This window comes from Salmonella sp. HY31, from assembly GCF_042604575.1.
Lineage (GTDB): Bacteria > Pseudomonadota > Gammaproteobacteria > Enterobacterales > Enterobacteriaceae > Salmonella > Salmonella diarizonae.
This window is the reverse complement of the sequence record NZ_CP170479.1, coordinates 716,676-741,658: the sequence shown is the minus strand read 5'-3', so window position 1 is coordinate 741,658 and position 24,983 is coordinate 716,676. Positions and strand designations below refer to the sequence as shown.

The following is a 24,983-nucleotide window of genomic DNA, read 5'->3' as shown; positions in this document are numbered from 1 at the left end:
GTGATCATGACACCGCATGTGATGAAACGAGATGGCTGTAAAGTGCCATTCAAATCAGAGCGCATTAAAGAAGCCATTCTACGTGCAGCTAAAGCAGCGGGAGTCGATGACGCAGATTACTGTGCCACCGTCGCAGAAGTCGTTAGCAGCCAAATGAACGCGCGCAGTCAGGTCGATATTAACGAGATCCAGACTGCGGTTGAAAACCAACTGATGTCCGGCCCGTACAAACAGCTTGCCCGCGCCTACATCGAATACCGTCACGATCGCGACATCCAGCGTGAAAAGCGTGGTCGTCTGAACCAGGAGATTCGCGGCCTGGTCGAGCAAACTAACTCTGCGTTGCTCAATGAAAACGCCAACAAAGACAGTAAAGTCATTCCAACCCAGCGTGATTTGCTGGCCGGGATTGTCGCCAAACACTATGCCCGCCAGCACCTGCTGCCGCGTGACGTAGTGCAAGCGCATGAGCGCGGCGATATCCACTATCACGATCTCGACTATTCGCCGTTCTTCCCGATGTTCAACTGTATGTTGATCGACCTGAAAGGCATGTTGACCCAGGGCTTTAAGATGGGTAACGCCGAGATCGAACCGCCAAAATCTATCTCCACCGCCACTGCCGTTACCGCGCAGATTATCGCTCAGGTTGCCAGCCATATTTATGGCGGCACCACGATTAACCGGATTGATGAAGTACTGGCGCCGTTTGTTACCGCCAGCTTCAATAAACATCGTCAAACCGCCGCGGAGTGGCAGATTCCGGATGCCGAAGGGTATGCGCGCTCCCGTACCGAAAAAGAGTGCTACGACGCCTTCCAGTCGCTGGAGTACGAAGTTAACACGCTGCACACCGCTAACGGCCAGACGCCTTTCGTGACCTTTGGTTTTGGCCTCGGCACCAGTTGGGAGTCGCGTCTGATCCAGGCGTCTATTTTGCGTAACCGTATCGCCGGTCTGGGTAAAAATCGCAAAACCGCCGTGTTCCCGAAACTGGTCTTCGCCATCCGCGACGGTCTGAACCACAAGTTTGGCGATCCGAACTACGACATTAAACAACTGGCGCTGGAGTGCGCGAGCAAGCGCATGTATCCGGACATCCTCAACTACGATCAGGTGGTCAAAGTCACCGGTTCGTTCAAAACGCCAATGGGCTGCCGCAGCTTCCTCGGCGTGTGGGAAAACGAAAACGGCGAGCAGATCCACGACGGGCGTAACAACCTGGGCGTGATTAGCCTTAACCTGCCGCGCATCGCGCTGGAAGCAAAAGGCGACGAAACCGCATTCTGGAAACTGCTGGATGAGCGTCTGGCGCTGGCGCGGAAGGCGCTGATGACCCGTATCGCCCGCCTTGAAGGCGTGAAAGCCCGCGTCGCGCCTATCCTGTATATGGAAGGCGCCTGCGGCGTGCGGCTGAAAGCGGACGACGATGTATCTGAAATCTTTAAAAATGGTCGTGCGTCCATCTCTCTGGGCTACATTGGTATCCATGAAACCATTAACGCGCTGTTCGGCGGCGAACACCTGTACGACAGCGAGCAGCTTCGCGCTAAAGGCATCGCGATTGTGGAGCGTCTGCGCCAGGCCGTGGATCAGTGGAAAGAAGAGACCGGCTATGGCTTCAGCCTGTACAGCACGCCAAGCGAAAACCTCTGTGACCGCTTCTGTCGTCTGGATACCGCCGAGTTCGGCGTGGTGCCGGGCGTAACCGATAAAGGTTACTACACCAACAGCTTCCACCTCGACGTGGAGAAAAAGGTCAATCCGTACGACAAAATCGATTTCGAAGCACCGTATCCGCCGCTGGCGAACGGCGGTTTCATTTGCTACGGCGAATACCCGAACATTCAGCATAACCTGAAAGCGCTGGAAGATGTCTGGGATTACAGCTATCAGCACGTACCGTATTACGGCACCAACACGCCGATCGATGAATGCTACGAGTGCGGCTTTACCGGTGAGTTCGAGTGCACCAGTAAAGGCTTCACCTGCCCGAAATGCGGCAACCACGACGCGTCTCGCGTGTCGGTCACCCGCCGCGTGTGCGGTTATTTAGGCAGCCCGGATGCACGTCCGTTTAACGCCGGCAAACAGGAAGAAGTGAAGCGCCGCGTTAAGCATTTAGGCAACGGGCAGATAGGTTAATTTCGACAGTATTATTGCCTGGCGATGCGACGCTTTTCGGGCCATTTTTTCCGCAACGCAATTCACGTCATAGCAAGGCAGCAAATGAGTGGGTCCCGGGGAGCTTACATGAGTAAGTGACTCGGGCGCATGAATGCAGCTAACGCAGCTATGGCGCGAATTGATAAGCGGATGAGAAGCAAAAATGAGATTTCACCAATATTACCCCGTCGATATCGTTAACGGCCCCGGCACTCGCTGCACCCTGTTTGTGTCAGGATGCGTGCATGAATGCCCAGGCTGCTATAACAAAAGCACCTGGCGGCTTAATTCCGGCCAGCCGTTCACCAAAGAGATGGAAGATCGGATCATTCACGATCTGAACGATACACGGATTAAACGCCAGGGGATCTCGCTTTCCGGCGGCGATCCGCTCCATCCGCAAAACGTGCCGGATATCCTGACGCTGGTACAACGTATTCGCGCCGAGTGTCCCGGGAAGGATATCTGGGTATGGACTGGCTACAAGCTTGATGAACTCAACGCCGCGCAGATGCAGGTGGTAAATATTATCAACGTGCTGGTGGACGGTAAATTTGTCCAGGATCTGAAAGACCCTGCGCTTATCTGGCGCGGCAGCAGCAACCAGGTGGTGCATCACCTTCGTTAGTCCAGCGTTCTAAAGCCGTTTGTCTGCCTGGCGATAAACGGCCGATTTCTCTCTCTTGCCGATAGCAATCACCACCACCAATACCACGTCGTCCTGCACCTGATACACTAAACGATAGCCTGAGGTCTTCAGCTTGATTTTGTAGCAATCTGGCAGTTCACGCAGCCGCGCAGACTCAACCCGCGGATTTGACAACACGTCGACAAGTTTCTTGCGGAACTGTTTTTTTACCGTTTCACCCAGCTTTTGCCACTCTTTTAGCGCGCGTGGATCAAACTCCAGCTCATAGGTCATCCAGACTAACTCTGATTCCTTTCTGTGGGTTAGCCAGTCGTTCCCGGACTGTCTGTAGCAATGCGTCTTCGCTGTCGCTAATCGTAACGGTTTTAACAGGCATACGCCCGTTTTCCGCCACATATTGAAACAACAGCCGGACAGCTTCTGTGGGGGTAATATTGAGTTTTTCCAGCACGGCATAAGCCTCGTTTTTGAGTTTGTCATCCAAACGGACGTTAAGTGTGGCCATTATGTCTCCAGAGCATAATATTATTGTAATGCATTATAGCATTACATATGTATTACATTCGATTCTGGAAAACGCCTCTCAAAAGCGGCCTCACGCACTCCATCGCCACCGTTTTAAATTGCGTAAAATTCTGACATGCGCAGAGGCGCGTCATGGCGCGTTCGCGTAGAAACGTGACGAAAATATCGTAGATAGCCATCGCCTCTTCATATTCGCTTTTGCTGATGGCGAGTAAAAAAATAACGTGCGCCGTTTCGTCACCCCAGACAATTCCTTGCGGCGCGAGCACCGTATAAACCACCGTTTTCTTCGCCAACAGCCCCAGCGCGTGCGGCAAGGCAATCCCGTCGCCTAATAACGTACTGACAATAGCTTCACGTTCAATAACCGAATCGAGAAACGCCGCATCAACAAAGCCTTCCTCGTGTAACTGATCGCACAACGTTTTAAACAGCGTCTGTTGATCTATTTCCCCTTCCACGATGCGAAAATGCGAGGCATCGAAATATTTATCCAGCATCCACGGACGGGTTCTGTCCACCAGCACCAGCTTACCGATCTGTTCCAATTGATAGTCGGTGGGAAAAGGCGCGATCATAATGACCGGTTTATCTTTTTCGCCGATCCGCGCCGTGGAAATCACAAAATCCTCCACAATACTTTCCCGCGCCTCATAATCGCGTAGCGTCAGAGTGCGGGCAATCTCAATCTGCGGGTATTTCCGCGCCAGTACCGCTTCAATCATCCGCACCATCGCATTACCGGCGTCACACACCAGCAGTACCTGCGGCTGCCGCTGGTAGCCAATGTTGTAACTACGTTCCAGCCCAACGCCAATATGCAGCACCAGAAAACCGATTTCGTTTTCGCTAATGGTATACGGCGTGTATTTTCCCCAACTCGATATCGCCGCCAGCGTCATATCCCACGCCATCGGATAGTGCTGCTTAATATTTTCCAGTAGTGGGTTGGGGATCATGATCTGGTAGCGCACGCGGGTAATCATCGTTTTGATGTGGGTCAGCAAGTCCGCATGAAGCTGTTTATCATTCAACAGGTTATAGTTGTACTGGGTATTAATAAAATTGAGGATATAGTGCACCAGCGCCTCTTCATCATCGGCATTAATGGCGCTGGGGGCAATCTCCTGTACCTGGCGGGCGGCAATATGCACCTTCAGCCAGCTTACTTCCGGCTCCGACAGCGGCTTGTCGGCCAGTTGTTGTAGTAGCTCCGCAATCTCATGCGCCGCATAGCGCACCTTTTCATCCACTTCCTCCGCCACGCATTCCGATAACGGATAACCCTCGCCAATACGCCGTACCGCCACCGCGCAGTATAAACGCAGAAACAGCTCGCCCTCATCGGTCAGGCGAATTTGAAAATGAGAGAAAATATCCGGCAAAAGAGACCGCAGCCGTTGAGACACATCGGTGTTCAGCGTGGTATCAACGATTAACGGATGAGACGGCTCCTGCTGCGCCAGCGTCCATAAAAGATCGGTCAGGCAGGCGCGAATCGCCATCTCTCCGCCAAACAGTTTCATGCCATGACGCGGACGCGTTTCCAGCGTCAGATGATAACGCAGCAAATACTCGCGCACGTCCGCCATGTCGTTCTGCAGCGTCGCACGGCTGACGAACCATTCATCTGCTAAATCCTCCAGCTTCAGCGAGAAGGCGGAGGTTAAAAAACGCGCCAGCAAATAGTGTATCCGCTCCTGGCTGGTGCGCGGACCGCGCGCCAGCGCGGGAGATTGCTGCGTTTGCAGGGATTGATAACGTGCCGGATCATCAATTTTGAGCTGATACCCGTTGCCGCGGCTGAGAGTAAATTGCGCGCCATGCGGCGTCAGCAACATGTTCAGCGCGGCGATATCCGCCCGAACGGTCCGCGTGGAGACCGACAACCGCTGCGCCAGCTCGTCCTGCGGCAGCGTCTCGTTTTGCAGCATCGCAAATAGCTGCGCTAAACGTTGGTTGGGGAATCGCACGTCTCTCTCCTCATGATTAGCCGACACGCGACCGGACGATAGCGAGTAACTGACGCACATCGTCCGCACGGGTGTTGCCGCTCACCTTATCAATAATCGAACTATAAATGTGAGGAATGATTTTGCTTACACCGGCATCAAGGGCGATGTGCAGAATCTCGGCAATGTTTTCCAGATCGATACCGCCCGTCGGTTCCAGCCAGAAATCATGGCGGGCACAGGCGTCAGCCACCGCTTTATACTCGTCGCGACAGGTGAGACCTCCCATCGGAAAGTATTTAACGGAGCTGCCGCCCATGTCTTTGAGCAGCGCAATCGCCGTTTCTATGGGTACGATGCCGTCCGGCGCGCGACGGCTTAGTGGGCCGGTAGAGATCTTCACCAGCCCCGGCGTACCGGTCGGCGAGATCAGTCCGTTCACCACCGTCTCGTTTTGCCCAAGCAGCGCCCGGCTGGTCCCTACGCCGGTAAACACCTGGTTGACATGCTGCGGCTGTACCTGACGGGAGATTTCGCTCACCATCGCCGACTGGTGCGGATCGCCCGCCCCCAGTCCTATGGAGAGCGCATTATCGATAAGCCCCGCATATTCACGCATATCCGCGACTGCGCTTTCCACATCCGAATAGTTTTTGGAGAGCACGCCAACCAGCACATGACCTTCCGCCGCCGCGTAGATTTCCCGGGCGTTATCTTTCGAACCGGCCAGTACGTTCAGGCAAACGCGATCGCGGTAAAAGTTAGGGGTCAGTTTCATGCTTTTTTCTCCTGATTAATCACCTCGCCAATACGACGCGCCACAATTGCTAACTGCGCGCGATCGACGCTGCGGACATCCGCTTCAATAATCCCTTCGTTGGCTTTGTATCCGCGGAAGTAAATCGCATAGTCGCCCTGTTTGAGCGCCTCCACCAGGTCGCCAGTGGCGATGCCGGTAACGGCTTCATCAAACGTCATTTCCGCACGCGCGATATCGCGTCCGGCGCTGTCCCACACCACGCGGGCGCTGACGCCGTTAAACGTGTTCAACGTGTCGATAAAGGGCGCCATTTTTTCTACCATCTCCGCGCCGCTCTCTTTTTGCGCCCGCAGGTACAATTCAATGGCGCAGGTCAGGCCAACAATTCCCTCTTTGCCGACCTTCATCGCCCGGCCAATGCCCGCTGACTGACGTTTTACCCACTCAACATACTGCGTTTTACCAATCACCAGTCCGCTGGTCGGCCCTTCAATCGCTTTCGCGCCGCTGTAAATCACCAGACTCGCCCCGGAACGGTAGTAGCATTGCAAATCTTCCTCCGCCGCAGCATCCACAATAAGCGGCAGATGGTGTTTACGCGCCACAACGACTGCCTGTTCCACACTAAGCATACTTTTCTGTACGCAGTGGTGAGATTTGATATAGAGAATAGCCGCCGTGCGCGGCGTGATGGCCGCCGCCAACTGCGCGGCGGAACATTCGTTGGCGTAACCAGCTTCCACCAGTTTGCCGCCGCCCAGCGCCACCATCGTTCCCACCGGCGCGCCAAAGTTGACGTTGTGGCCCTTTGGCAGGACGATTTCGTTATTTTCAATCGGTGTAACGTGCAGGTTTTCCAGCAGCCAGTCGCTGTCCTGAACCAGTACCGCGGCAACCGACTGGGCAATGCCCGCACTAGCGCAGGAGACTACCGTTGCCCCTTCCACCTCCAGCAATTTCGCAATGTACTCGCCGGTTTTATTCACCAGATCTTTCATCTCGAAATACTGACTCATTCCGGCCATCGCCGCCTCTATCACTTCCGGGCGCGGCGTGGAGACGCCAAGCGCCGTCATACGTCCGGAGGCGTTAATCACCTGTTTTAATCGATACTTCTCAAAAATCGAAGGCATATTCCGCGCTCCCTTGTTCAGTCATATAGCCCTTGCCTGCGCGTATCGCGGCAAGCGGCGTCAGCAATTCCTCAGCCTGTAAGCTGTCGTTTTCCGTGTCTACCAGCACGGTGGGCTGGCGTTTAAGCGTAAAGAGGGTCAGGTCGGCATCCAGGCCGGGCTGAAGACGACCTTTGGTTTTCAGATTCAGGCTATCGGCGGCATTGGCCGTCACGCACGCAATGACCTGCGGCAGCGACATGCCGATGGCGAGGAATTTCGACATCACATTAGCCAGCGAATGCACCGGGCCGTTGATGCGGTTACGGCAGTAGATATCGGAACTGATGGTATGCGGTAAAATCCCCAGGCTAATGGCGCGTTTTGCCACCGCAAAGCTCAGGCTGGCGGTGCCATGTCCGACGTCCAGACGCACACCGCGCGCCAGCGCCCGTGTCACCGAGGCACGCAGCTCGCCGTCAGGCCGAAGAATACGGTTCGGCTTACCGTTGTAACAGTGGGTAATGATATCGCCCGCCGTCAGACGCTCCGCTATTTCGTCCAGATCCGGCGGGTTATTGCCAATATGTACCATCAGCGGCAGGTTGCCGTTTTCTTGCTGCATGGCTTTAGCGCGTTCCAGCGGCGTGATGCCGTTAACGCCTACCACGCTGCTGCTCATCCGCGCCTTGAGGCCGACGATAAAATCCGGGTGGCGTTTTACCGCCAGCGTTACCGCTCCGGCATCAATGTTGTTCATGTCCGCCAGTTCATTCTGAGCTATCAGCCCGACGCGGGAAATATTCAATAGCGCATAAACGTCGGTGGTCGCCTGACGGGTCAGGGCATAGAAATCATCAATGTCGTCTGCGCCGGTGCTGCCTGCATCAATCACCGTCGTCACCCCCGTCGCGATGCCGATACTATCCGGCTCATCGAAATAAATCGGCGATTTTGGGTAACAGTGGACGTGCGAATCAATCCAACCTGCGCTGACAAAACAGTTGCCGCGTAGATCGAGGGTTTTTACCGCCGGCGCGGAAATGTCGCCCAGCGCGGCAATTTTGCCGTTTTGTAGGGCGATATCGCAGACCGTATCGTCGACCAGCCGCGCACGGCGCAGGAGTAAATCAAACATAACGTTCTCCTGAAGAGGCGGGCGCCGGAGCGCCCGTAGGGATTAAAGGGCCACCGGGAACAGCCAACCTAAAATCATCGCGCCTAAAATCGCGCCGCCGGTAATCGGTTTCTGCCAGATATAAAACAGCAGCGCGCCCACCAGCGAACCCAGGCCAATCGGAATAGACGCCGTCATGGCGCTGAGGATAATCAGCGGTCCCAGAAAACGGCCTGAAGCGTTACCGGCCCCCATCATGACGTCCGCCCCGTACGTGGAGTCGCTCTGATTGATGGTGAACTTACGCGCCAGAATAATGATGTAGCCAATCGCCAGGCCAATCACCAGACCGGTTATCAGCGAGGCGATAAAGTTCGCCACCGGGAAGACAAAGCCAGCCCCCAGCAGTAACGCCGGAACCCCTAAGCCCACGCCGGTCTGAATTGCCCCGCCGATATCCAGAATCCCGACCAGCGAACCTTCGATAATGCGGGCAAATAAAAAGCTGGCGCCGAAAGCGGCGACCGCACCATAGACGCCGGTATCCATCCCCGCTTTCAGCATCGCCACAAAAGCGACTTCGTTAAATGCGCCGATACCGTACAGATAGTACATATGCGTCCCGGCGAAAACGCCGGATGAGAGCAGGCCAACAAAGATCGGGAACGACCAGTCGGCATACCAAAAACCTTTATTCTCTTCCATTGTGGCCTCCGTTATTTGCCGCTGAGCGAGTTGTGGATCAGTTCAAGCCAGTTCGGGACCGTCATGTTGAAAGACTCGATCATTTTCATGTCGAAGCCGCGGAAGAAGCCGCTCAATACAAACAGCAACACGATGGCAACCATCATCACTCTGGTGACATGGTTCCAGCCGCTCTCTTCTACGCCTTTACCGATCAATATACCCAGCACCAGCCCCGGTACGGCGTTCCCCATGATGAGCTGCGCCGCGCCGCCGAAAACGGTGGCCCAGAAGCCCGATTTTTTACCAGCGTCGATCGCTGCTAACCAGAAGATCACAGGCATGACGATGTTGACCAGCAGGTTTGCCGCTGGCACCAGCACCTTAACCGCCGTTACCTGTAGCGCTTCTGGTACGGATGAGGCGGTCAGGTTAAGGAACGTCACGACAATCATGCCGATGACGGCGCAGGCAATCGCCATTTTCTTCGGATCGTGCAGCGTCTCGCCGACGTTACGGTTTTTGATCATTAGCGCCGCCGCGCCCCAGTTCGGGATGATGCGGTGATCGACATCCTGGGTGAACGATCCGGCCGCTACGGACGACGCCCAGGCGTTAAAGAAGAAACCTAACCCAAAGGAGAAGTGAGATGCCGGGTCGCCTTCACAAGAGTTGAGTTCGCCCAGCGTACGGAACGCGCCCATCCCCTGCGTGGTTGGCGCGTGAAACATGCGTGCAGCCCCAGCGCCCACTCCTACGCCGACCAACGCGCCGATAATGAGCGATTTAATTAGTATTATCAGGAACATAACTATGCCTTTTTAACAAAAATCAGCGTTTCGCGACAAAATCCACCCTGTCGAGATTGATGGCGGTCACGTTGACGGTCACATCCAGCTCCACGCTGTAAGTGCGTCGTTCCCGGCGCAAAAAGAAAAACAGAAAGGCCTCTTTACGCACCGACTCATGCGCCTGAACAATCCGCACATCCTGTGGCTCAATACGCAGTAAGATATACGGCGACTTTCTCATCACCGTCGATTGAACATGGTTCAGCGCATCGGCAAAGGCGCGTGCTTTGGCGTCGCCCTTGCCTTTTACTCTCACCGTGGTGGTGAATTGCTCTTTCATCATCAGGCGCCGTATTTCTTTTGCCACGCCTGCACCAGGCGCTCACCGAGCTCTTCTTTATCCATAAAGCCGAAACCCAACACGTTGCAGCCCTCATTGATAGCGGTGACGCCTTCATCCACTGACCGCATCCCATATTTGGCTTTGTAGCCATGCTTGTTTTGCGCGGTGATAGCGCCCGCGCCGCCGCTGCCGCAAAATGAAATGCCGAAGGTGGCGTTTTCCGCTTTCATCACATCGCCCAGCTTCATGTCTGCCGCGACGCCCGGTACAACAACCGCACGTCCGCCCGCTTTTTCCACGCCTGCCGCCACTTTCTGGCCTTTACCCAGGCGATCGCCAATCACGACGGTAATCTGTTCCATTTTTTGCTCCTTAGAGGTTGTCTTTCGCGACTTCAAAATGTACCGATAATAGCCAGGCTTCTTCGTCAGGAAGGTTGCCAAACGCCGCTACGATTTCGCGGGCGAGCGCCATTGATTCGGCTGAGATTTCATCAAACAAGCTGGCATCGACCTCCGGTAAAGGCTCGCCGGTAATTGACCGGTGCGCCATGGCGCGAACGTGCGAGGTCAGCATTTGCGTCTGTACCGCATTGGGGACAATGTGATGCCGCCCCAGCAGGCCATCCACCTGTGTTAACACCTGTTCAGCCAGTTCGTTAATTCGCTCCCCGGCGTTGTGTTTTACTGCTCCGTTATCCACGCGTCTCACCCCGTTAATGGCAATGAGATAAAACTAGCGACAAGGGTTAAAAGTTTGTAGCGAGTCATTTTCCACCTCGAAGTGGAAAGGTGAGTGGGGAGGGTGATCTGCTGCACAGAAAAGGCGGCCTTGATGAGTTAGCGCCGGGAAAGTGTGAGGCGTATCGTGGCGTAAAGAGAAAATGGCGCGGCAGAAATCAACAACGGCGTGGTCGTATAAAGTGAGAAAGTGTGATGAGTATTACATTTTTCCGGATGGCGACCTACGGATAAAGCAAAGCCGCCATCCCACAAAAATTAACGATACTTCTTGTGATATGTATTGCGGGTGTTTTTTAGCGCTTCCGCCGCGGCTTTCGCTTCTTTGACGTTACCTTCGTTCGCCAGCTTCAGCGCGCCATCAATTTGGCCGACCAGAATGTCAAAACCGTGACGAAAATCCTTCATTTCCGGGCTATCCGGCGCTTTATCCTCCAGCTTCGGCGGAGTAGCTTTTTGAGCATCCAGCGCGGCCGCGCGCATTTTGGTTAACGCCGCTTTCAGTTCAGGGGCGTTATCCGTTTTCTCAACGACTTTCAGGTTATCATTGAGAATATCCATATTATCTTCAAGATCGGCAGCAAAAGCAGCCGAACCGAACACCAGAGATGACACAGCAAGAGCAGCTAACAGGCTTTTACGCATTGTTCACTTCCTTTTTATTATTAACGATAAGCTGAATACCCTAAATAATTCGAGTTGCAGGCAGCCGGTAAGCACGTGCCCCCGGTCACTTACATAAGTAAGTGGCCGGGGTAAACGGACGCAGCCAGCACACCCGCAGCTTGAAGTATGACGGGTATTATTGTCCGGCGATTTTCATCTCCGGTAACAGTACCGAACCACACTGTATATTACTACGCGTTTCAATATCGTCGCCGACGGTGACAATATTTCGCCACATCTCTTTTAAGTTGCCGGCAATGGTGATTTCACTCACCGGGTACTGGATTTCACCATTTTCAACCCAGAATCCGGCAGCGCCACGGGAGTAGTCGCCGGTAATACCGCTGACACCCTGGCCCATCAGTTCTGTCACCACCAGGCCGGTGCCCATCTCTTTAAGCAACTGCTCAAAGTTCAACCCCTGCCCGGCGATACGCCAGTTATGGATGCCGCCCGCATGACCAGTACTTTTCAGCCCCAGTTTGCGGGCAGAATAGTTGGTCAGTAACCATTGAGTCAGCACGCCATCCTTCACAATGTCACGGCGCTCCGTGCGCACGCCTTCGCCGTCGAACGGTGAAGACGCCAGCCCTTTTAGCAGATGCGGGTGTTCTTCGATGGTTAACCATTCCGGCAGAATTTGTTTGCCCAGCGAGTCAAGCAGAAAAGTGGATTTACGGTATACCGCGCCGCCGGCAATCGCCCCGACCAGGTGGCCAAATAACCCTGTCGCCACTTCATTGGCGAAAATCACCGGCGCTTTCATGGTGGAAAGCTTGCGCGGCGACAGACGGGATAACGTACGGCGCGCGCACTCGGCCCCGACCCATTCCGGCGCTTGCAGATCCGCCATCGCCCGACCAATGGTATAAGCGTAATCACGCTCCATATCGCCATTTTCTTCAGCAATGACACAGCTTGAGAGCGAATGGCGCGTGGAGCAATATCCTTGCAACATACCGTGGCTGTTGCCGAACACTTTAATGCCGTAATGGCTGTTAAAGCTACCGCCTTCGGTATTGGTAATGCGTTTATCCACCTTTAGAGAAGCCTGCTCCGCACGCGCGGCTAGTTCAATGGCTTCGTCTGGCGTAACCTCTGCCGGGTGGAACAAGTCCAGATCCGGCGCGTCAAACGCCAGCAGCTCTCTGTCCGCCACGCCTGCGCACGGGTCCGGCGACGTGTAACGAGCGATATCCAGCGCGGCCTGCACGGTGCGGGCAATCGCCTGCGGGCTTAAATCCGTCGAGGAAGCGCTGCCTTTGCGGTTCTGGTGATAAACGGTGATCCCCAGCGCGCCGTCGCTATTAAATTCGACATTCTCTACTTCACCATAACGGGTACTGACGCTAATGCCGGTGGTCTTGCTGACGGCCACTTCCGCCCCATCCGATTTGCCTGAGGCTAACTCCAGCGCTGTCGAAACTGCTTCTTCCAGAATCTTACGCTGCGCTTCAACTTGTGAGATTACTTTCATTGCAAATGCCATAATGTAGAGAGAGTTTCTCTGAAGTCTAACAGAGAACCGTTTTTCAGTGCGCATCTTAACTGGTAACATTAGCCTCTTTTTTTAAGGAGCCTGACATGACAAAGCAGCCCGAAGACTGGCTCGACGACGTTCCCGGTGATGACATCGAAGACGAAGACGATGAAATTATCTGGGTCAGTAAAAGTGAAATTAAACGCGATGCCGAGGAATTAAAACGCCTGGGCGCGGAACTGGTGGATCTGGGGAAAAACGCGCTGGATAAGATCCCGCTGGACGCCGATCTGCGCGACGCCATTGAACTGGCCCAGCGTATCAAAATGGAAGGACGTCGCCGCCAGTTGCAGCTTATCGGAAAGATGCTGCGCCAGCGCGACGTTGAACCTATTCGCCAGGCGCTGGACAAGCTAAAGAATCGCCATAATCAGCAGGTGGTGCTGTTTCACAAGCTTGAGCATCTGCGCGATCGTCTGATCGTCGAAGGCGATGACGCAGTAGCCGAAGTACTGATCCTGTGGCCTAACGCCGATCGTCAACAGCTTCGTTCATTGATCCGCAATGCGAAGAAAGAGAAAGAAGGCAACAAACCGCCGAAATCAGCGCGTCAGATCTTCCAGTATCTGCGTGAGCTGTCTGAGAACGAAGAGTAAAATGATACGCAAGGGCAACCTTGCGTATCCACTCAATAAAATGTAAAACTCCTCGCCTTTTTTATCCCGGTCAGAATCGAAAATACGTTGATGCAGAATGTACTTCCCTGACTCCTGCCGTGGGCGCTTGATAGCCTTTTACCGGTCCAGTTATTTATAAATACGCATTGCTGGCTTTCTGACGCTAAGGCACACGACACAAATCTTCTTATCCATCGACACTCCCGTGAATGAAAAAGCCGCCATGACGGCGGCCAGGTTTCTTCTGGAAAAGAATATAATACCGGGCGCGCAGGCTTGTACCGTCCATGGAAAATTTGAAAAGAGTTCCATCAGCGCCGGGTATGCAGGCATCATGCCTGAAGTCATTTGCATGAGCCAAGATAAAACGTAAATAACTGGCACAAATTAGCCCGTATATGCGGGCTAATTAACAGGTCAAACAGCAGAAATGTAAAAAAACGGTACACTGTACTGATTAAGGGAATAGCTCTGCGTGCAGATAATCACCTGTAATTTTTCCATTCTTTAAATAAATTACTCTGTCAAAAAATTGTAATAAATGTTTGCGATGCGTTGTCATGACGAGTGTTTTTCCTTATAAGGATAGTATCTATTTTACTGAAAAATTCGCTTTCACTTTTCTCGTCAAGAGAAGAAGTCGGCTCATCCCAAACAAAGATATTTGCTGAACCGCTGATACTTCTTGCCAGAAGCAATTTCTGTAATTGCCCCGATGAAAAACCCTCTTCCATATAGCTAACATGCCGTTTCATACCGCCAGGGTCATTAAGAATAAAATCACACCCAAGTAACTTTAAGGCATCTACAACCTTAGGCGGATTGGTGCTGTTCTTAAGCAAAAAATTGTATTCAAGGGTACCAGATAAAAAACCATCTTTAGGGTAAATACAGCTAATTTCTTTAAAGAAAAAATCAGAGGATAAATGATTCGAGCTAACACCATCATAAATTACTGCGCCCGAATGAGGCAATTTCATTCCACTAATGAGTGAAAGCAGAGTTGACTTACCGGCTCCACATTCCCCCACAATTGCAATTTTTTGTCCAATGGGTATTTCGAGATCGATTTCTCTTAAAACATCAGGTCCAACATCATCGTATTTCCAGGAAAGATTTTTAACCAGAATAGAATTTTTGGGTTTAATATAGGTTAACAAATTTGGAGAAGTACTTGTTGGTGAATCAAATAGCGCCCCCATGTCATGAGTAACTCTTCTTGCTGTTAGTACAGACATAAATAGTGAGGAAAATGAATTCATTATAGAAGACATACGCCCAACAATAATAACTGAAGAAATAATAGCGCCGGTTGTAATGCGTCCCTGCACGACCAAAAACCACGAGCACATCATTATCAACAGTTGATTTAAACCAGACATCGATGCCATAATATACTGATAGGTAGACATCATCCTTTTAATCTTCAATGAGGTAATTGAATTATCTTCTGACATAACTACCCAGTCAGTCAATAACCTTTCACTATTTATATTTTTGACCGAATCAAGAGAAAATAAAACTTCAGAAAACCACGAGTCTCGCGACTGATTTTTATTTTGCTGTTCTTTTCCTAGTTTATCCATGGATATGTTATGGTACCAGGAATATATTACCCCAACTATAGTCATCACTACCGGTACCAGCCCCACAAATCCGAGATTCATACAAATAATAGTAACATAGATTATGAATACAGGTAATTCAGCAACTTTTTGAATAAGCCCATAGAAAATAATAGACTTAACTCTCTGAAACTCGACCCAGAGGAAATAGAGCGTCGACACCATGTATGAATGGCTGTTCGTACGGATAACATTTTCCATAAAACTAATATCAAGAGTGACATCATCAGCTCGAGAAAGCAATGACTGACTAATATCACGCGAAGTCCGTAAAAACAATTCAAGTAGTATCATAATCACTACAATACCACATATCGAGAACAGCGAAGAAACAGACTCACTAGGTATTAACTTATCATAAAACACACTACTAAAAACAGGAATGGTTAGCGCAGTCAATGCTAACAGAAAAGAGGCCAAAAAATATCTACAGTAATAACTTTTGTTCTCAGAGATAAGTCTAAAAAGCATACGCTTTACTGATATTTTTTCTTTAAGGGTTTCATTCTGGGTAACATGAAATATTGTTTTACCATTATAAAAAGAATCATCAATGATGACATCCTGAAACTTTTTATCTAATCCAAGTACCGTGACCGCATTTTTCATCACTCTAACGACAACTAACCAACGGCCTTCACCAGCATGAATAATGAGGGGCATATTCTTTGCACTTATGTCATGAATACATCCCGCTAACACAGGCTTAGCCGTGATACCATAAGGTAACAATACACCATTAATCTTTACTTCTGAATCAGCAATTTCATCAACTTCTGGGGGGGAAGGCTCCGCCCTCCCCCAAAAACATGACAGTACAGTTATCAATTCGCCTGTTCGAATACATAAATCACTAACAATATTAAGCATTATTAACTCTATAAGAATAGATTAAATATGATGATTGGTATGAATACTATGATGATGTTCATCAGCATTATGTATATGTTCGTTATACGCGTGAGTAATAAAATGCCTTATAATATTAACCTGGTGATTACCAGATAATCCCCTATGTTCCCCTTCATGGTTCTTAGCAAAAGCGTCATTAAGCCCAGTGATTTTTTCGGATACGGAAGAATGATGCTCCATTTTATGCATAAATTGTGCAAACGCATCGATACTTGTATGCTCCAAAGGCGTATGTTCTGATCGGGTAACGCTAGCTGGAACTGAGTGTGAGTGAGACTCAGAGGCATGATGAAATATATCAGCCAACTTATGCTTATCGAAGCCTCCCGAATGTTCAACATGATGATCGACCATATGGGGTATCAAATCAGACACATGAGATAAGTCCTGATGAGAAGCACTTTTAGCCTGAGGAATATCGACCACAACAAACTCATTCATATACGAGGTGCTTCCGTCGGCATAATGGATTGCCAGATTAACCTCATAAACTCCATTCTCGTGAACGACATTACCAGGAATAGACCAGGAACCATCATCATCATGGACTAAAGCATATGTTTTTCCTTGCCATATAATATCAACAGAGCTAGCACTGTTGGGGATATCGGAAAAAACAACCGTATGGGTATCAGCATTAGTAATCAGCAAATGATTAATATTGTCTATAGAATCTGTGGGCCAGGTATTGGCGTCTGTTGAACCATTAACTGCAACTGCTGGGCTTTGGTTCCCAAAGCTATCTACAGAGTACACAGAATAATCTGTGCCTGAAGTATATTTTGCGGAAAGAGTCCATGAACCATCATCAGAAACCGTTGCTTGTGCAATGATATTTCCTGCACTATCAGTCAGATAAATAGTACTATCAGGCTCCCCCATACCAGAAAGAACAACAATACCTTGTTCATCAATATAAGAGGAATACTCAATATCAGGTGTTTGCGGTGGCATGGTATCTATAACAATGTCATGCGTATACTCCATTGTATTACCCGCAACATCCGTTTCTTCAATAGTAACGCTCCATGTTCCATCACTGACAGGTGATGATTCAGTACTCCACTGTCCATTGCTGTCAACAATACAAGACGCAACGATAACGCCACCTATCATTATAGAGACGGTTGCTCCAGCTTCTCCCGTCCCGCTAAAGTCTAACGATTCGGAATTTGATTTCCATACGACAGGAGAGTCTTCAGCACCAGAAGTATTGGCTATTGGATTATCAAGTTGTAATGTCAGACCATCAACTTGATTATCAACACGAATGGTGTAATCAACTTCTGAAGTGTTACCACCAACGTCTTCCGAAATAATTTGTACTGAGGCGTTCTCTTGTGGGGGAAATTTTCCAGAATCAATATCTGCCTGCCAGTTACCCGAATTATCGGCCAATACGGAGGCAACTTGTACCCCATCAATATAAATAGTGATTTTGCTATCGGCCTCCCCCTCACCGTTTAAAGAAATTGTCGCAGGATTATCTGTAATATATATCACATCGGTATTTGCAGTAACCTGTACTCCTTCAACAGAGGTCACCAGAAGCGTTGCATCATAGTGTGTATCGATTGTAAAATTTGTAACATCTGAAATACTGGTATTCCCTGCAACATCAGTGACTGAATATTGTAAGGTATGCACACCATCATCTAATGTTTGAGTATATTGCCAATTTTGCGATGATTGCGTTAAAACAATCGTATCGACCGGCTTACCATCCAGATAGATAATAACTGTCTCACCGACTTCGCCTGAAATTTTAAAACCGGGGTTATTATTGCCTGTGATATTATCGTTATTATAAAGCCCATCATCTGAAACCAGTGTTGGCGTATTAATTTGGGCAACCGTATCAATAGTCAGTGAAATTGTATCCGATGTGGCTCTATTTCCAGCAGCATCGTTAGCAACAACATAAATACTATGCGCCCCATCGCTTAAGGAATTAGAAAATTCATATGTCCAATTTCCTTGTGAATCAACCGTTGTCGTCGCATAGCTTTTACCATCCACATAAACGGTAATTGTGTCTCCTACTTCACCCTCGCCAGAGAAAGTAGGTTTAGAGACATTTGTAATCATGTCTGTTGGATCTGCCGAATCTTGCGATGCGGGAAATACAATAGTGGGAGTATCAATATGTGTATCAAGTGTTAAAGAGGCTGTTTTTGTCTCAGTGTTACCGGCGATGTCGGTGATAACAACGGAAACAGAATATACGCCATCAGGACCTAATGACAGATTAGTAGACCAGTTCCCGTTTGAATCAACGGCCAATTCATCAACATGTCTACCATCTACATAAACATCAATTGTAGACCCTGCCTCACCCTTTCCAGACAATGCGGGTGTAGTGTCATTCGTCAGAGAGCTCATACTAATAGAGAATTGACTGATATGAGTATCGACTGTGACAGAAATAGCCTCAGAGGTTGCCGTATTTCCTGCCACATCTGTTGTTACCAGCTGTACGGAGTATTCCCCATCAGGAAGAGATTTAAGCTCATAAGTAATAACCCCATCATCGCCAACCGATATGGTGTCAACTTTGACACCATTGACTATGATATCAACTGATGATCCAACTTCACCATTTGCTGTAATCACCGGAGACGAATTATTCGTAATAAGATCGGTTAATGCTCCACTATTTGTTTCATCAGTAATAGTCAAATTAGTAACAAATGTTGAAGTATCACAGTCAATATTTATTACAGTTTCCGAAATATTACCCGCTGCATCTTGTGATGTAATAGTGAAAATATTACTACCTTCTGGCAATGAATTTAATGTAACTTCCCAATGCCCTTCATTATCTGCAGTTGTAGTACTGACAGGTATTCCATTGCTATCATAAATAGTTATTATACTACCGGACTCAGCATTACCTGTCACGGAGACATTTTTATGCATTGTAATGCCATCAATACTGCTGCTTCCCGTATCATCTGATGAAAGTAAATTTGCCGTGACGGGTGAAATCGTTGTATCAATTCTGATATCAACGGGTACTGATGTTGCTGAATTACCAGCAATATCGGTCACAGTAACTGAAATCACATAAACGCCATCAGGAAGTTGCTGACCAACATTAAAAGACCAGGTTCCATCATCATTTTCTGATGCTGTTGAAGCGGATATCAACTCCCCATTATCATTGGTAATAGTGGCCTTAACCGATGCAGCATCAGGATCTATATTAGATATAGTTAACACGGGAGAGTTAATATTTGTCACACCATCGACATTACTTATTCCTGTATCATTATTTAGCGCAAGACTAATCTCAGGAACTGATACATGAGTGTCAATAGTAATATTGATACCTGATTTTTCCTGAGCACCGGATGGATATATTGTGGTTGCCTGAACGGAGTAGCTTCCATCAGGAAGATTTCTATCAATTATATATGAAAAATTACCTTAAGCGTCCGTTGTTGTTTCACCAACCACTACCCCATTAATTGAAATATAGACAATACTGTCCGCTTGCGATTTTCCTGCAACCATAGGGCAGATATCATTGGTAACATTATCACGTGCAATACCACTATCACTACTGTCAACCAACTCCAACGTGATAGAAGGCAAATTACCGCTGCTCGGTGTCTCAGGAGGAGCACTGACTGAGCTTGAGGGGTCTGATAAAACCATAAATTCGCGCTGCTCGACGTTGTCCATCTGCTCATCATACTCAAAATCAAAATCCTTCAAATGAACATCAGATTGTGGATTAGAAAAATCTTGCTGCCTGGCATCTTGCTGTAATATCTGATGCATTTCCTGAAGAAGGGAATGCTCAGAGTGTTGCTCCTGTTTGACATGTTCAGCAAGATGTTTGAGCTCCTCTTTTGTTTTCGCAAGTTCTTTTTCCAGTTCTTCTTTATCGATATTTTGAGTATGTTGATTATTGATGACATCCTGACTTAAATGCGTAAGATTGACATTCTGCAGATCAACTTTATCAAGAAGTGTTTTCCCCGCAACTGCAGTATCCGAAAATGTAACGACAATACCCGATCCATTTAGCGATGAATAAAGCGCACCATTTATAATATGGATCTCATTTGATTCAAATTTAATAACAAGATCTGACCCATTTATGGAAATTTTTGCATCAGCAAGCGAACCATACTTAGTCAAATCAACATTTGAATTATTGCTTACGTAATAATTTTCCATAATAAAACTCCTTATCGATGGTCAGAAGGTAACGGCTCTGAGAGCGCCCCTTTAAATGTTTTAGCAATAGGTGACATAAGATAATCAAGAATCGTATGCTTACCAGTTATAATATTTGCATCAACGATCATTCCCGGTTTAATATTTGATAAAGCACTGTCGGAAACATAAAACTCAACCATAACTTTATAATATTCTTTCAACCCGGTATTATCCTTAGATTCAATAATATCAGGGCTAATACTTTCAATTATTGCCGGATATGGTTGACGCCTGGAGTTTACAATTGACTCGATTGAAATTGTTGTTTTTTCACCAACAAAAATTTGATCGCGGTACTTCGGATTAATTTTCACCTCAGCCCTGATATGCTTATCAACAGGTTTAATCTCGAATAACATTTCTGTCGGTGAAATAACCCCACCAATAGTCATCGCATTTTTATTTACATTATATATAACGCCTTCAACAGGGGAGTGAACAATATTCTCAGAACGTTGTAAACCGATAATTTTTAGCTCAGCATTCAAGATTGACAAATCATTTTCACTATCTTGTAGTTTTTTTTGAATTGAGTGTAAATAGTCTTGCCTGATGGTCGAGATCTCGTTACCTTTAAGATCAATAAAGTTATTTTTACTAACAATTTGATTATTTATTTCTGAAATCTCAGATTGAAGACGAACAGCACTTTGTTTTTTAACTAATAAATTACTTAGTGGACTTATACCTTTTTTCACCAATGGTTCAATGATGTTTATTTCTTTAGCGCTCAGGTTATATTCTTCTTTTTTATTTTTTACTTCTTCCTCAAGACCATGAATTTCACTTTCAGCACCTTTACTTTCACTTTGCTTTGACTGTATTTGATCATTGATAGTCTTCGAATTACTAATTATTTCAGGATCGTCAACATTTGCATAATTAAAATAATCAATTACATTTAAATTATTTGAAATAAAATATGAAAGATCATTGATCTTTTTCTGAAGTTGCTTCGCTTTAACTTTCTTTTGTTCGAAATCCTTATCTATATCGTGGTTAATTATCTTTGCCAGTTCTTGTCCTTTATGAACATAATCGCCTTCATGGCAGTATAAATCCGCAATTACGCCCCCCTTACTCAGTGAAACTACCTGAGAGTTTGAACGGTTAACAACATTACCTTCCCCGTGAACAACCGCATTAATTTCAGCCGAGGAAGAAATGCCCAACAAAATAAGCAGAAAGACAATAAGCCACTGCATTATACGAACTGAGTGTATGGAGTCTACATCAACGGTATACATTTTCATTTTCATTAATAGTTTTTATTAGCATATCGCCTAATAACATTTGGTCCAAATTGGCTGTGTATACCTGATATTGGCTTTCAATAATTTCTGAGCATGCGCGAAAGAGTTCACTACGGCTAGTGACCAGATCAAGTAAGGATTTTTGACCAATTTTAAACTCCTGCTCATAAAGAGATGTCAAATCTCGGGCATTGCGACATGATTGATTTGCCAATTTTAAAGATTCAATACCAGATCGATACTGCGCGGCATTAGATTTTATTTTCAGCGTAACTTCTTTAAGTAAATCATCCCGGTCTGCGAGAGTCTTATTCAACATATCGCGTCTTTTGTTAGCATCAGAAACATCTTTAAACCCATTAAAAATATTCCAGCCAACTTTTACTCCAACTCGAAATTCATCTTTATAGTCATCAATATCAGAATCATTTGATGGTGTGTTGTCTGTATAGCCAGCCTGGAAGTCCACTGTTGGAAAGAATTTATCTTTTGATGCTATATACTCTGCTTTTGCAGCATCAATTTTTTTATCTGCACTAAGAACTTTAGAATTCTGCTTCAATATAAGTGATAAAAATGCTTCACCATCCATATTAAACCTGTATTTACTAATTGCCGATGGTACACTAGTCAGATTATTTCTGGATATCCGATCATTAGTATATATATTTAGCGTATTAAGTTCATCATCAAGCTTTTCGTTAACATTTATCTTTTGGACATTTAATGAATCAATTGAAGCCTGTATTTTTTTTAGATCTGACTCGGTCGACTCGCCAGATTTCACGAGATATTCAAAATCATGCAAGCGGTCATGATAGTAGCTCAATTCATTTTGGATAATATCCAGTAGTTCTTTTTGTTTATTCACGGTTAAGAAACTTTTCGTCACTTTCCCTGCAATTTCACTCTCACGATCCAGATATATATAATTTGCAGAACTCCATTCATTATTACTCTCATCGATTAACTGATCTCTTACACCAAAATCAAGTATGCGATAATTTAGCATGATCTGATTTTTTACATTGTCTTCAGTGGTGCGCGTAGAGCCTTTCTCATATGCACGAGCAACCTCTGATGTCATATCTAATGTCGGATATAATGATGACTTTGCGATATTAATATCTTCTCTTTTTGCTTCAGAACCCCATTTTGCTGAGGCCACAGAACTTGATGAAGTAATCCCATCCTTAATCAAAGTTGATAGCGCATAGATATTTTGCCCTGAAGAAAACGATGGCATTGAGAAAAGCGATGCAAAAGCAAATAATGCATAATTAACTTTAGATGTTGACATTATTTAGTAACCTTACTTGTTAAAGCTTTATGCATTTCTACTAATTTTTCAAACAAAGGATAAAATGTTGAATGACTTGACTCCATTTCTTTTAAGAGAATATCTGCATACATTTTATTTTCAGTTGCATTTTCTTTTAGCATGTCAAGGTGTTCAAGATGGTTTTTTTCTTGTTGCCCACTAATACTTTCTATTTCTGCCGCTATCGATAAATTTCCTTTGAGGATATCATTGCATTTATTGCTATATTCCTGGTGATTTTTCATCTGCAAACAAATACCTTCGCTAATCATTTTTTTTGCAGAATCAATACCAGACTTAAGGATAACCTGTTCCTGACTCAAAATTACCAAAACATCATTAATACTTGAAAGGCAAGAGTTGATACGGGACATATTCATATCAATCCCAGACAATACCTCAGCAGTAATATTATATTGTTTATCAGTTGTGTTATTTAGATTAATTACCTGTTCAAGAATACTATTAATACCCTTTGCAATAATTCTGCCTGTATTAACTTTGTTATTATTTAAATCTATTTGCTCATCATTTCTCTTAAGGTATTCAATTGACATCTCTCTTAAACAATAAAAAAGTGAATTGTAGGCGCTCCGACACATAATTGTCTGTACGCCTAAGAGGATGGCACTAACTACGCCATAAATAGAAGCCACAAAAGCAATATTCATCCCACGAAGTGGGGCAGAAAGGGATTTCATGATATTAACGATAACATCTAATATCTCGCTACTGTTTCCGCCCCCACCTCCAAGGCCTGATTTGTCTAATAAGACAACAACAGATGCAACCGTTACAGACAAACCAAAAAACGTGCCAAGCAGCCCCATCATGGTTGATGTATTCATACAAGTGTGAATCAATGACAACCTTTGCGTTTTTGTCTTAAAGGCGCTTTCATTGGCACTTGATATCAATGAACCTGCATTGGGGTATTCAGCGGAATAAAAAACCTTATTAAGATTAGAGATCAATCGACAGTTTTTATCTCCATCCCCACTACTTAAAATAAATCTGGCACGTCCAACTTCAACTATCGAGTAGAAACTAACAAAAGCACCAATGCTATAAATAGTAAGAATTGCAGTATTGAATATAGCACTCGCTCTGTATGTTGAGAATATATATCCTCTTAGATAAGGAGAAAATAAAAACATAGCGGGAATTAATGCAACGACCAAAGATAAAATTGGAATTATAAGTATGCTGAATTTATTCTTTATTGAAATCATTTCGTTCCCTTGTAGATTATTATTTGTCCATTACTGCTATTTGAGCCTGGTGCCACTTCAATTGAAAGCTTCAATTCATGTTTATTAATTTCAAGAGATTTTGCCAGCAAGACAGCTCTCTCATAGGCAATTTTAATTTCATCAGATACAGGCAAGTTATTGCCGTTTGTCGCCACAATGCTGACATGATCTTCACTACCAATCCAGTCAACTATCTGCTTTAGTTCATTTTCTGATATCTGCCACTTATTGGGATCATAACTAATAATGACTTTATCTTTACTAAAAATTAAAGATGAGTGATTAGTTGCGTCCTTAATAAAAACACCATCCTTTGAGACGCTATATTCTTTTTTATTTTCAACGCTTACAGTTTCAGACTGGCTGTTTTGCTGCACTTCAGCTTTAAACTGAGCATAAACTTTTTGTGAACTCTCATACATTACGACCATACTATTCAATATGAATAGAAGCGTCAGAAAAATAAAGATACTTAATACTGTCGAAAATGCATCAACAAATGTTGGCCATGGGTTGCTTTCTTCCATAAAAATGACCTTGCGTTAGAGTAAAATTAATAGCACTATCATCCATTGTGGGACTTATATGTTCAAGGAATGCAGAAGCTTGAAGTATCATTTTCAGAATAAATTAATATAAGAATGGGATGTTTAGAAGGGGTGCATTCACTAGGATTATGAATGGTGACGATATTTAAAATATATTAAGAGATCAACTTAAAAGGTAT

24 protein-coding genes and 1 pseudogene are annotated in these 24,983 nt (G+C 46.6%); 4 read left to right on the top strand and 21 right to left on the bottom strand.

Going from position 1 to position 24,983, the window contains the following annotated elements; all coding sequences use genetic code 11:
- The first annotated feature begins 6 nt into the window (after window positions 1-6).
- Both nrdD and nrdG read left to right on the top strand, forming a co-directional pair.
- A complete protein-coding gene (gene nrdD / locus ACE15A_RS03460; RefSeq protein WP_053507663.1) occupies window positions 7-2,145 on the top strand; it encodes an anaerobic ribonucleoside-triphosphate reductase in 2,139 nt (712 codons plus the stop codon).
- Window positions 2,146-2,329: 184 nt separating this feature from the next.
- The gene (nrdG, locus tag ACE15A_RS03455) at window positions 2,330-2,794 is read left to right on the top strand and encodes an anaerobic ribonucleoside-triphosphate reductase-activating protein (RefSeq protein ID WP_023248625.1); all 465 of its coding nucleotides are present in this window, start codon (window positions 2,330-2,332) and stop codon (window positions 2,792-2,794) included.
- Between the two features lie 9 nt (window positions 2,795-2,803).
- Here nrdG and ACE15A_RS03450 read toward each other — a convergent pair whose 3' ends face one another.
- From ACE15A_RS03450 to pmbA, 13 genes are all read right to left on the bottom strand, one after another.
- A complete protein-coding gene (locus ACE15A_RS03450; RefSeq protein WP_000220584.1) occupies window positions 2,804-3,088 on the bottom strand; it encodes a type II toxin-antitoxin system RelE/ParE family toxin in 285 nt (94 codons plus the stop codon).
- On the bottom strand, window positions 3,078-3,320 hold the full coding sequence (locus tag ACE15A_RS03445; RefSeq protein ID WP_023182636.1) for a type II toxin-antitoxin system RelB/DinJ family antitoxin: 243 nt from the start codon (window positions 3,318-3,320) through the stop codon (window positions 3,078-3,080). Before ACE15A_RS03445 ends, ACE15A_RS03450 begins: the two co-directional genes overlap by 11 nt.
- 52 nt (window positions 3,321-3,372) lie before the next feature.
- Complete coding sequence (locus ACE15A_RS03440; protein ID WP_053507664.1) at window positions 3,373-5,313, bottom strand: BglG family transcription antiterminator; 1,941 nt, start codon at window positions 5,311-5,313, stop codon at window positions 3,373-3,375.
- Window positions 5,314-5,329: 16 nt separating this feature from the next.
- Complete coding sequence (locus tag ACE15A_RS03435) at window positions 5,330-6,070, bottom strand: KDGP aldolase family protein (protein WP_023248627.1); 741 nt, start codon at window positions 6,068-6,070, stop codon at window positions 5,330-5,332.
- Window positions 6,067-7,185, bottom strand: coding sequence for a DgaE family pyridoxal phosphate-dependent ammonia lyase (locus ACE15A_RS03430; protein ID WP_053507665.1), 1,119 nt, complete (start codon window positions 7,183-7,185; stop codon window positions 6,067-6,069). Before ACE15A_RS03430 ends, ACE15A_RS03435 begins: the two co-directional genes overlap by 4 nt.
- Window positions 7,169-8,302 carry an amidohydrolase/deacetylase family metallohydrolase gene (locus tag ACE15A_RS03425; RefSeq protein WP_053507666.1) on the bottom strand — a complete coding sequence of 378 codons (1,134 nt, stop codon included), beginning with the start codon at window positions 8,300-8,302 and terminating at the stop codon, window positions 7,169-7,171. Before ACE15A_RS03425 ends, ACE15A_RS03430 begins: the two co-directional genes overlap by 17 nt.
- Before the next feature lie 42 nt (window positions 8,303-8,344).
- Window positions 8,345-8,986: a DUF4310 family protein gene (locus ACE15A_RS03420; RefSeq protein WP_000392124.1), complete on the bottom strand. Its 642-nt coding sequence runs from the start codon at window positions 8,984-8,986 to the stop codon at window positions 8,345-8,347.
- Between the two features lie 11 nt (window positions 8,987-8,997).
- On the bottom strand, window positions 8,998-9,774 hold the full coding sequence (locus ACE15A_RS03415; RefSeq protein WP_023182642.1) for a DUF4311 domain-containing protein: 777 nt from the start codon (window positions 9,772-9,774) through the stop codon (window positions 8,998-9,000).
- Between the two features lie 22 nt (window positions 9,775-9,796).
- Complete coding sequence (locus ACE15A_RS03410) at window positions 9,797-10,099, bottom strand: DUF4312 family protein (RefSeq protein ID WP_072158618.1); 303 nt, start codon at window positions 10,097-10,099, stop codon at window positions 9,797-9,799.
- Window positions 10,099-10,461, bottom strand: coding sequence for an SFCGS family glycine-rich protein (locus ACE15A_RS03405; protein ID WP_000435389.1), 363 nt, complete (start codon window positions 10,459-10,461; stop codon window positions 10,099-10,101). Before ACE15A_RS03405 ends, ACE15A_RS03410 begins: the two co-directional genes overlap by 1 nt.
- 10 nt (window positions 10,462-10,471) lie before the next feature.
- Window positions 10,472-10,810 carry a glycine dehydrogenase gene (locus ACE15A_RS03400; protein WP_072094726.1) on the bottom strand — a complete coding sequence of 113 codons (339 nt, stop codon included), beginning with the start codon at window positions 10,808-10,810 and terminating at the stop codon, window positions 10,472-10,474.
- Window positions 10,811-11,097: 287 nt separating this feature from the next.
- Complete coding sequence (cybC, locus tag ACE15A_RS03395; RefSeq protein WP_023248632.1) at window positions 11,098-11,484, bottom strand: cytochrome b562; 387 nt, start codon at window positions 11,482-11,484, stop codon at window positions 11,098-11,100.
- A gap of 157 nt (window positions 11,485-11,641) precedes the next feature.
- Window positions 11,642-12,994, bottom strand: a complete 1,353-nt coding sequence (pmbA, locus tag ACE15A_RS03390) for a metalloprotease PmbA (protein ID WP_044136437.1) — start codon at window positions 12,992-12,994, stop codon at window positions 11,642-11,644.
- Between the two features lie 95 nt (window positions 12,995-13,089).
- On the opposite strand from pmbA, the gene yjgA reads away from it, so the two are divergent.
- A complete protein-coding gene (gene yjgA / locus ACE15A_RS03385; RefSeq protein ID WP_023248634.1) occupies window positions 13,090-13,641 on the top strand; it encodes a ribosome biogenesis factor YjgA in 552 nt (183 codons plus the stop codon).
- A gap of 42 nt (window positions 13,642-13,683) precedes the next feature.
- Here the strand turns inward: yjgA and ACE15A_RS03380 are convergent.
- Window positions 13,684-13,920: pseudogene (locus ACE15A_RS03380) on the bottom strand (hypothetical protein); the annotation flags it as partial.
- Here ACE15A_RS03380 and ACE15A_RS03375 point away from each other — a divergent pair.
- Window positions 13,868-14,035, top strand: a complete 168-nt coding sequence (locus tag ACE15A_RS03375) for a hypothetical protein (protein WP_154707533.1) — start codon at window positions 13,868-13,870, stop codon at window positions 14,033-14,035. The pseudogene ACE15A_RS03380 and the gene ACE15A_RS03375 overlap by 53 nt on opposite strands.
- A 151-nt stretch (window positions 14,036-14,186) precedes the next feature.
- Here the strand turns inward: ACE15A_RS03375 and ACE15A_RS03370 are convergent, their stop codons facing one another.
- The 7 genes from ACE15A_RS03370 to ACE15A_RS03340 form a co-directional block, all read right to left on the bottom strand.
- The gene (locus tag ACE15A_RS03370) at window positions 14,187-16,157 is read right to left on the bottom strand and encodes an ATP-binding cassette domain-containing protein (protein ID WP_249928958.1); all 1,971 of its coding nucleotides are present in this window, start codon (window positions 16,155-16,157) and stop codon (window positions 14,187-14,189) included.
- Between the two features lie 21 nt (window positions 16,158-16,178).
- Window positions 16,179-19,460: an Ig-like domain-containing protein gene (locus tag ACE15A_RS03365; RefSeq protein WP_249273530.1), complete on the bottom strand. Its 3,282-nt coding sequence runs from the start codon at window positions 19,458-19,460 to the stop codon at window positions 16,179-16,181.
- A gap of 168 nt (window positions 19,461-19,628) precedes the next feature.
- Complete coding sequence (locus tag ACE15A_RS03360; protein ID WP_226998536.1) at window positions 19,629-20,387, bottom strand: hypothetical protein; 759 nt, start codon at window positions 20,385-20,387, stop codon at window positions 19,629-19,631.
- Window positions 20,388-20,398: 11 nt separating this feature from the next.
- On the bottom strand, window positions 20,399-21,676 hold the full coding sequence (locus tag ACE15A_RS03355) for an HlyD family type I secretion periplasmic adaptor subunit (RefSeq protein WP_072158619.1): 1,278 nt from the start codon (window positions 21,674-21,676) through the stop codon (window positions 20,399-20,401).
- On the bottom strand, window positions 21,663-22,982 hold the full coding sequence (locus ACE15A_RS03350; protein WP_023248637.1) for a TolC family protein: 1,320 nt from the start codon (window positions 22,980-22,982) through the stop codon (window positions 21,663-21,665). The genes ACE15A_RS03355 and ACE15A_RS03350 overlap by 14 nt, the downstream gene beginning before the upstream one ends.
- Window positions 22,982-24,235, bottom strand: a complete 1,254-nt coding sequence (locus tag ACE15A_RS03345) for a hypothetical protein (RefSeq protein ID WP_053507669.1) — start codon at window positions 24,233-24,235, stop codon at window positions 22,982-22,984. The genes ACE15A_RS03350 and ACE15A_RS03345 overlap by 1 nt, the downstream gene beginning before the upstream one ends.
- Window positions 24,232-24,783: a hypothetical protein gene (locus ACE15A_RS03340; RefSeq protein ID WP_023248639.1), complete on the bottom strand. Its 552-nt coding sequence runs from the start codon at window positions 24,781-24,783 to the stop codon at window positions 24,232-24,234. The genes ACE15A_RS03345 and ACE15A_RS03340 overlap by 4 nt, the downstream gene beginning before the upstream one ends.
- Between the last annotated feature and the right edge of the window lie 200 nt (window positions 24,784-24,983).

Bases quoted from the DNA above. Each gene is read 5' to 3' on its own strand.
- nrdG (WP_023248625.1), top strand. From the start codon at position 2,330: ATGAGATTTCACCAATATTACCCCGTCGATATCGTTAACGGCCCCGGC.
- yjgA (WP_023248634.1), top strand. From the start codon at position 13,090: ATGACAAAGCAGCCCGAAGACTGGCTCGACGACGTTCCCGGTGATGAC.
- cybC (WP_023248632.1), bottom strand. From the start codon at position 11,484: ATGCGTAAAAGCCTGTTAGCTGCTCTTGCTGTGTCATCTCTGGTGTTC.
- ACE15A_RS03345 (WP_053507669.1), bottom strand. From the start codon at position 24,235: ATGATTTCAATAAAGAATAAATTCAGCATACTTATAATTCCAATTTTA.
- ACE15A_RS03370 (WP_249928958.1), bottom strand. From the start codon at position 16,157: ATGCTTAATATTGTTAGTGATTTATGTATTCGAACAGGCGAATTGATA.
- ACE15A_RS03430 (WP_053507665.1), bottom strand. From the start codon at position 7,185: ATGCCTTCGATTTTTGAGAAGTATCGATTAAAACAGGTGATTAACGCC.
- ACE15A_RS03445 (WP_023182636.1), bottom strand. From the start codon at position 3,320: ATGGCCACACTTAACGTCCGTTTGGATGACAAACTCAAAAACGAGGCT.
- ACE15A_RS03350 (WP_023248637.1), bottom strand. From the start codon at position 22,982: ATGTCAACATCTAAAGTTAATTATGCATTATTTGCTTTTGCATCGCTT.
- ACE15A_RS03410 (WP_072158618.1), bottom strand. From the start codon at position 10,099: ATGATGAAAGAGCAATTCACCACCACGGTGAGAGTAAAAGGCAAGGGC.
- nrdD (WP_053507663.1), top strand. From the start codon at position 7: ATGACACCGCATGTGATGAAACGAGATGGCTGTAAAGTGCCATTCAAA.
- ACE15A_RS03450 (WP_000220584.1), bottom strand. From the start codon at position 3,088: ATGACCTATGAGCTGGAGTTTGATCCACGCGCGCTAAAAGAGTGGCAA.
- ACE15A_RS03355 (WP_072158619.1), bottom strand. From the start codon at position 21,676: ATGTATACCGTTGATGTAGACTCCATACACTCAGTTCGTATAATGCAG.
- ACE15A_RS03425 (WP_053507666.1), bottom strand. From the start codon at position 8,302: ATGTTTGATTTACTCCTGCGCCGTGCGCGGCTGGTCGACGATACGGTC.
- ACE15A_RS03405 (WP_000435389.1), bottom strand. From the start codon at position 10,461: ATGGAACAGATTACCGTCGTGATTGGCGATCGCCTGGGTAAAGGCCAG.
- pmbA (WP_044136437.1), bottom strand. From the start codon at position 12,994: ATGGCATTTGCAATGAAAGTAATCTCACAAGTTGAAGCGCAGCGTAAG.
- ACE15A_RS03360 (WP_226998536.1), bottom strand. From the start codon at position 20,387: ATGGAAAATTATTACGTAAGCAATAATTCAAATGTTGATTTGACTAAG.
- ACE15A_RS03340 (WP_023248639.1), bottom strand. From the start codon at position 24,783: ATGGAAGAAAGCAACCCATGGCCAACATTTGTTGATGCATTTTCGACA.
- ACE15A_RS03415 (WP_023182642.1), bottom strand. From the start codon at position 9,774: ATGTTCCTGATAATACTAATTAAATCGCTCATTATCGGCGCGTTGGTC.
- ACE15A_RS03420 (WP_000392124.1), bottom strand. From the start codon at position 8,986: ATGGAAGAGAATAAAGGTTTTTGGTATGCCGACTGGTCGTTCCCGATC.
- ACE15A_RS03435 (WP_023248627.1), bottom strand. From the start codon at position 6,070: ATGAAACTGACCCCTAACTTTTACCGCGATCGCGTTTGCCTGAACGTA.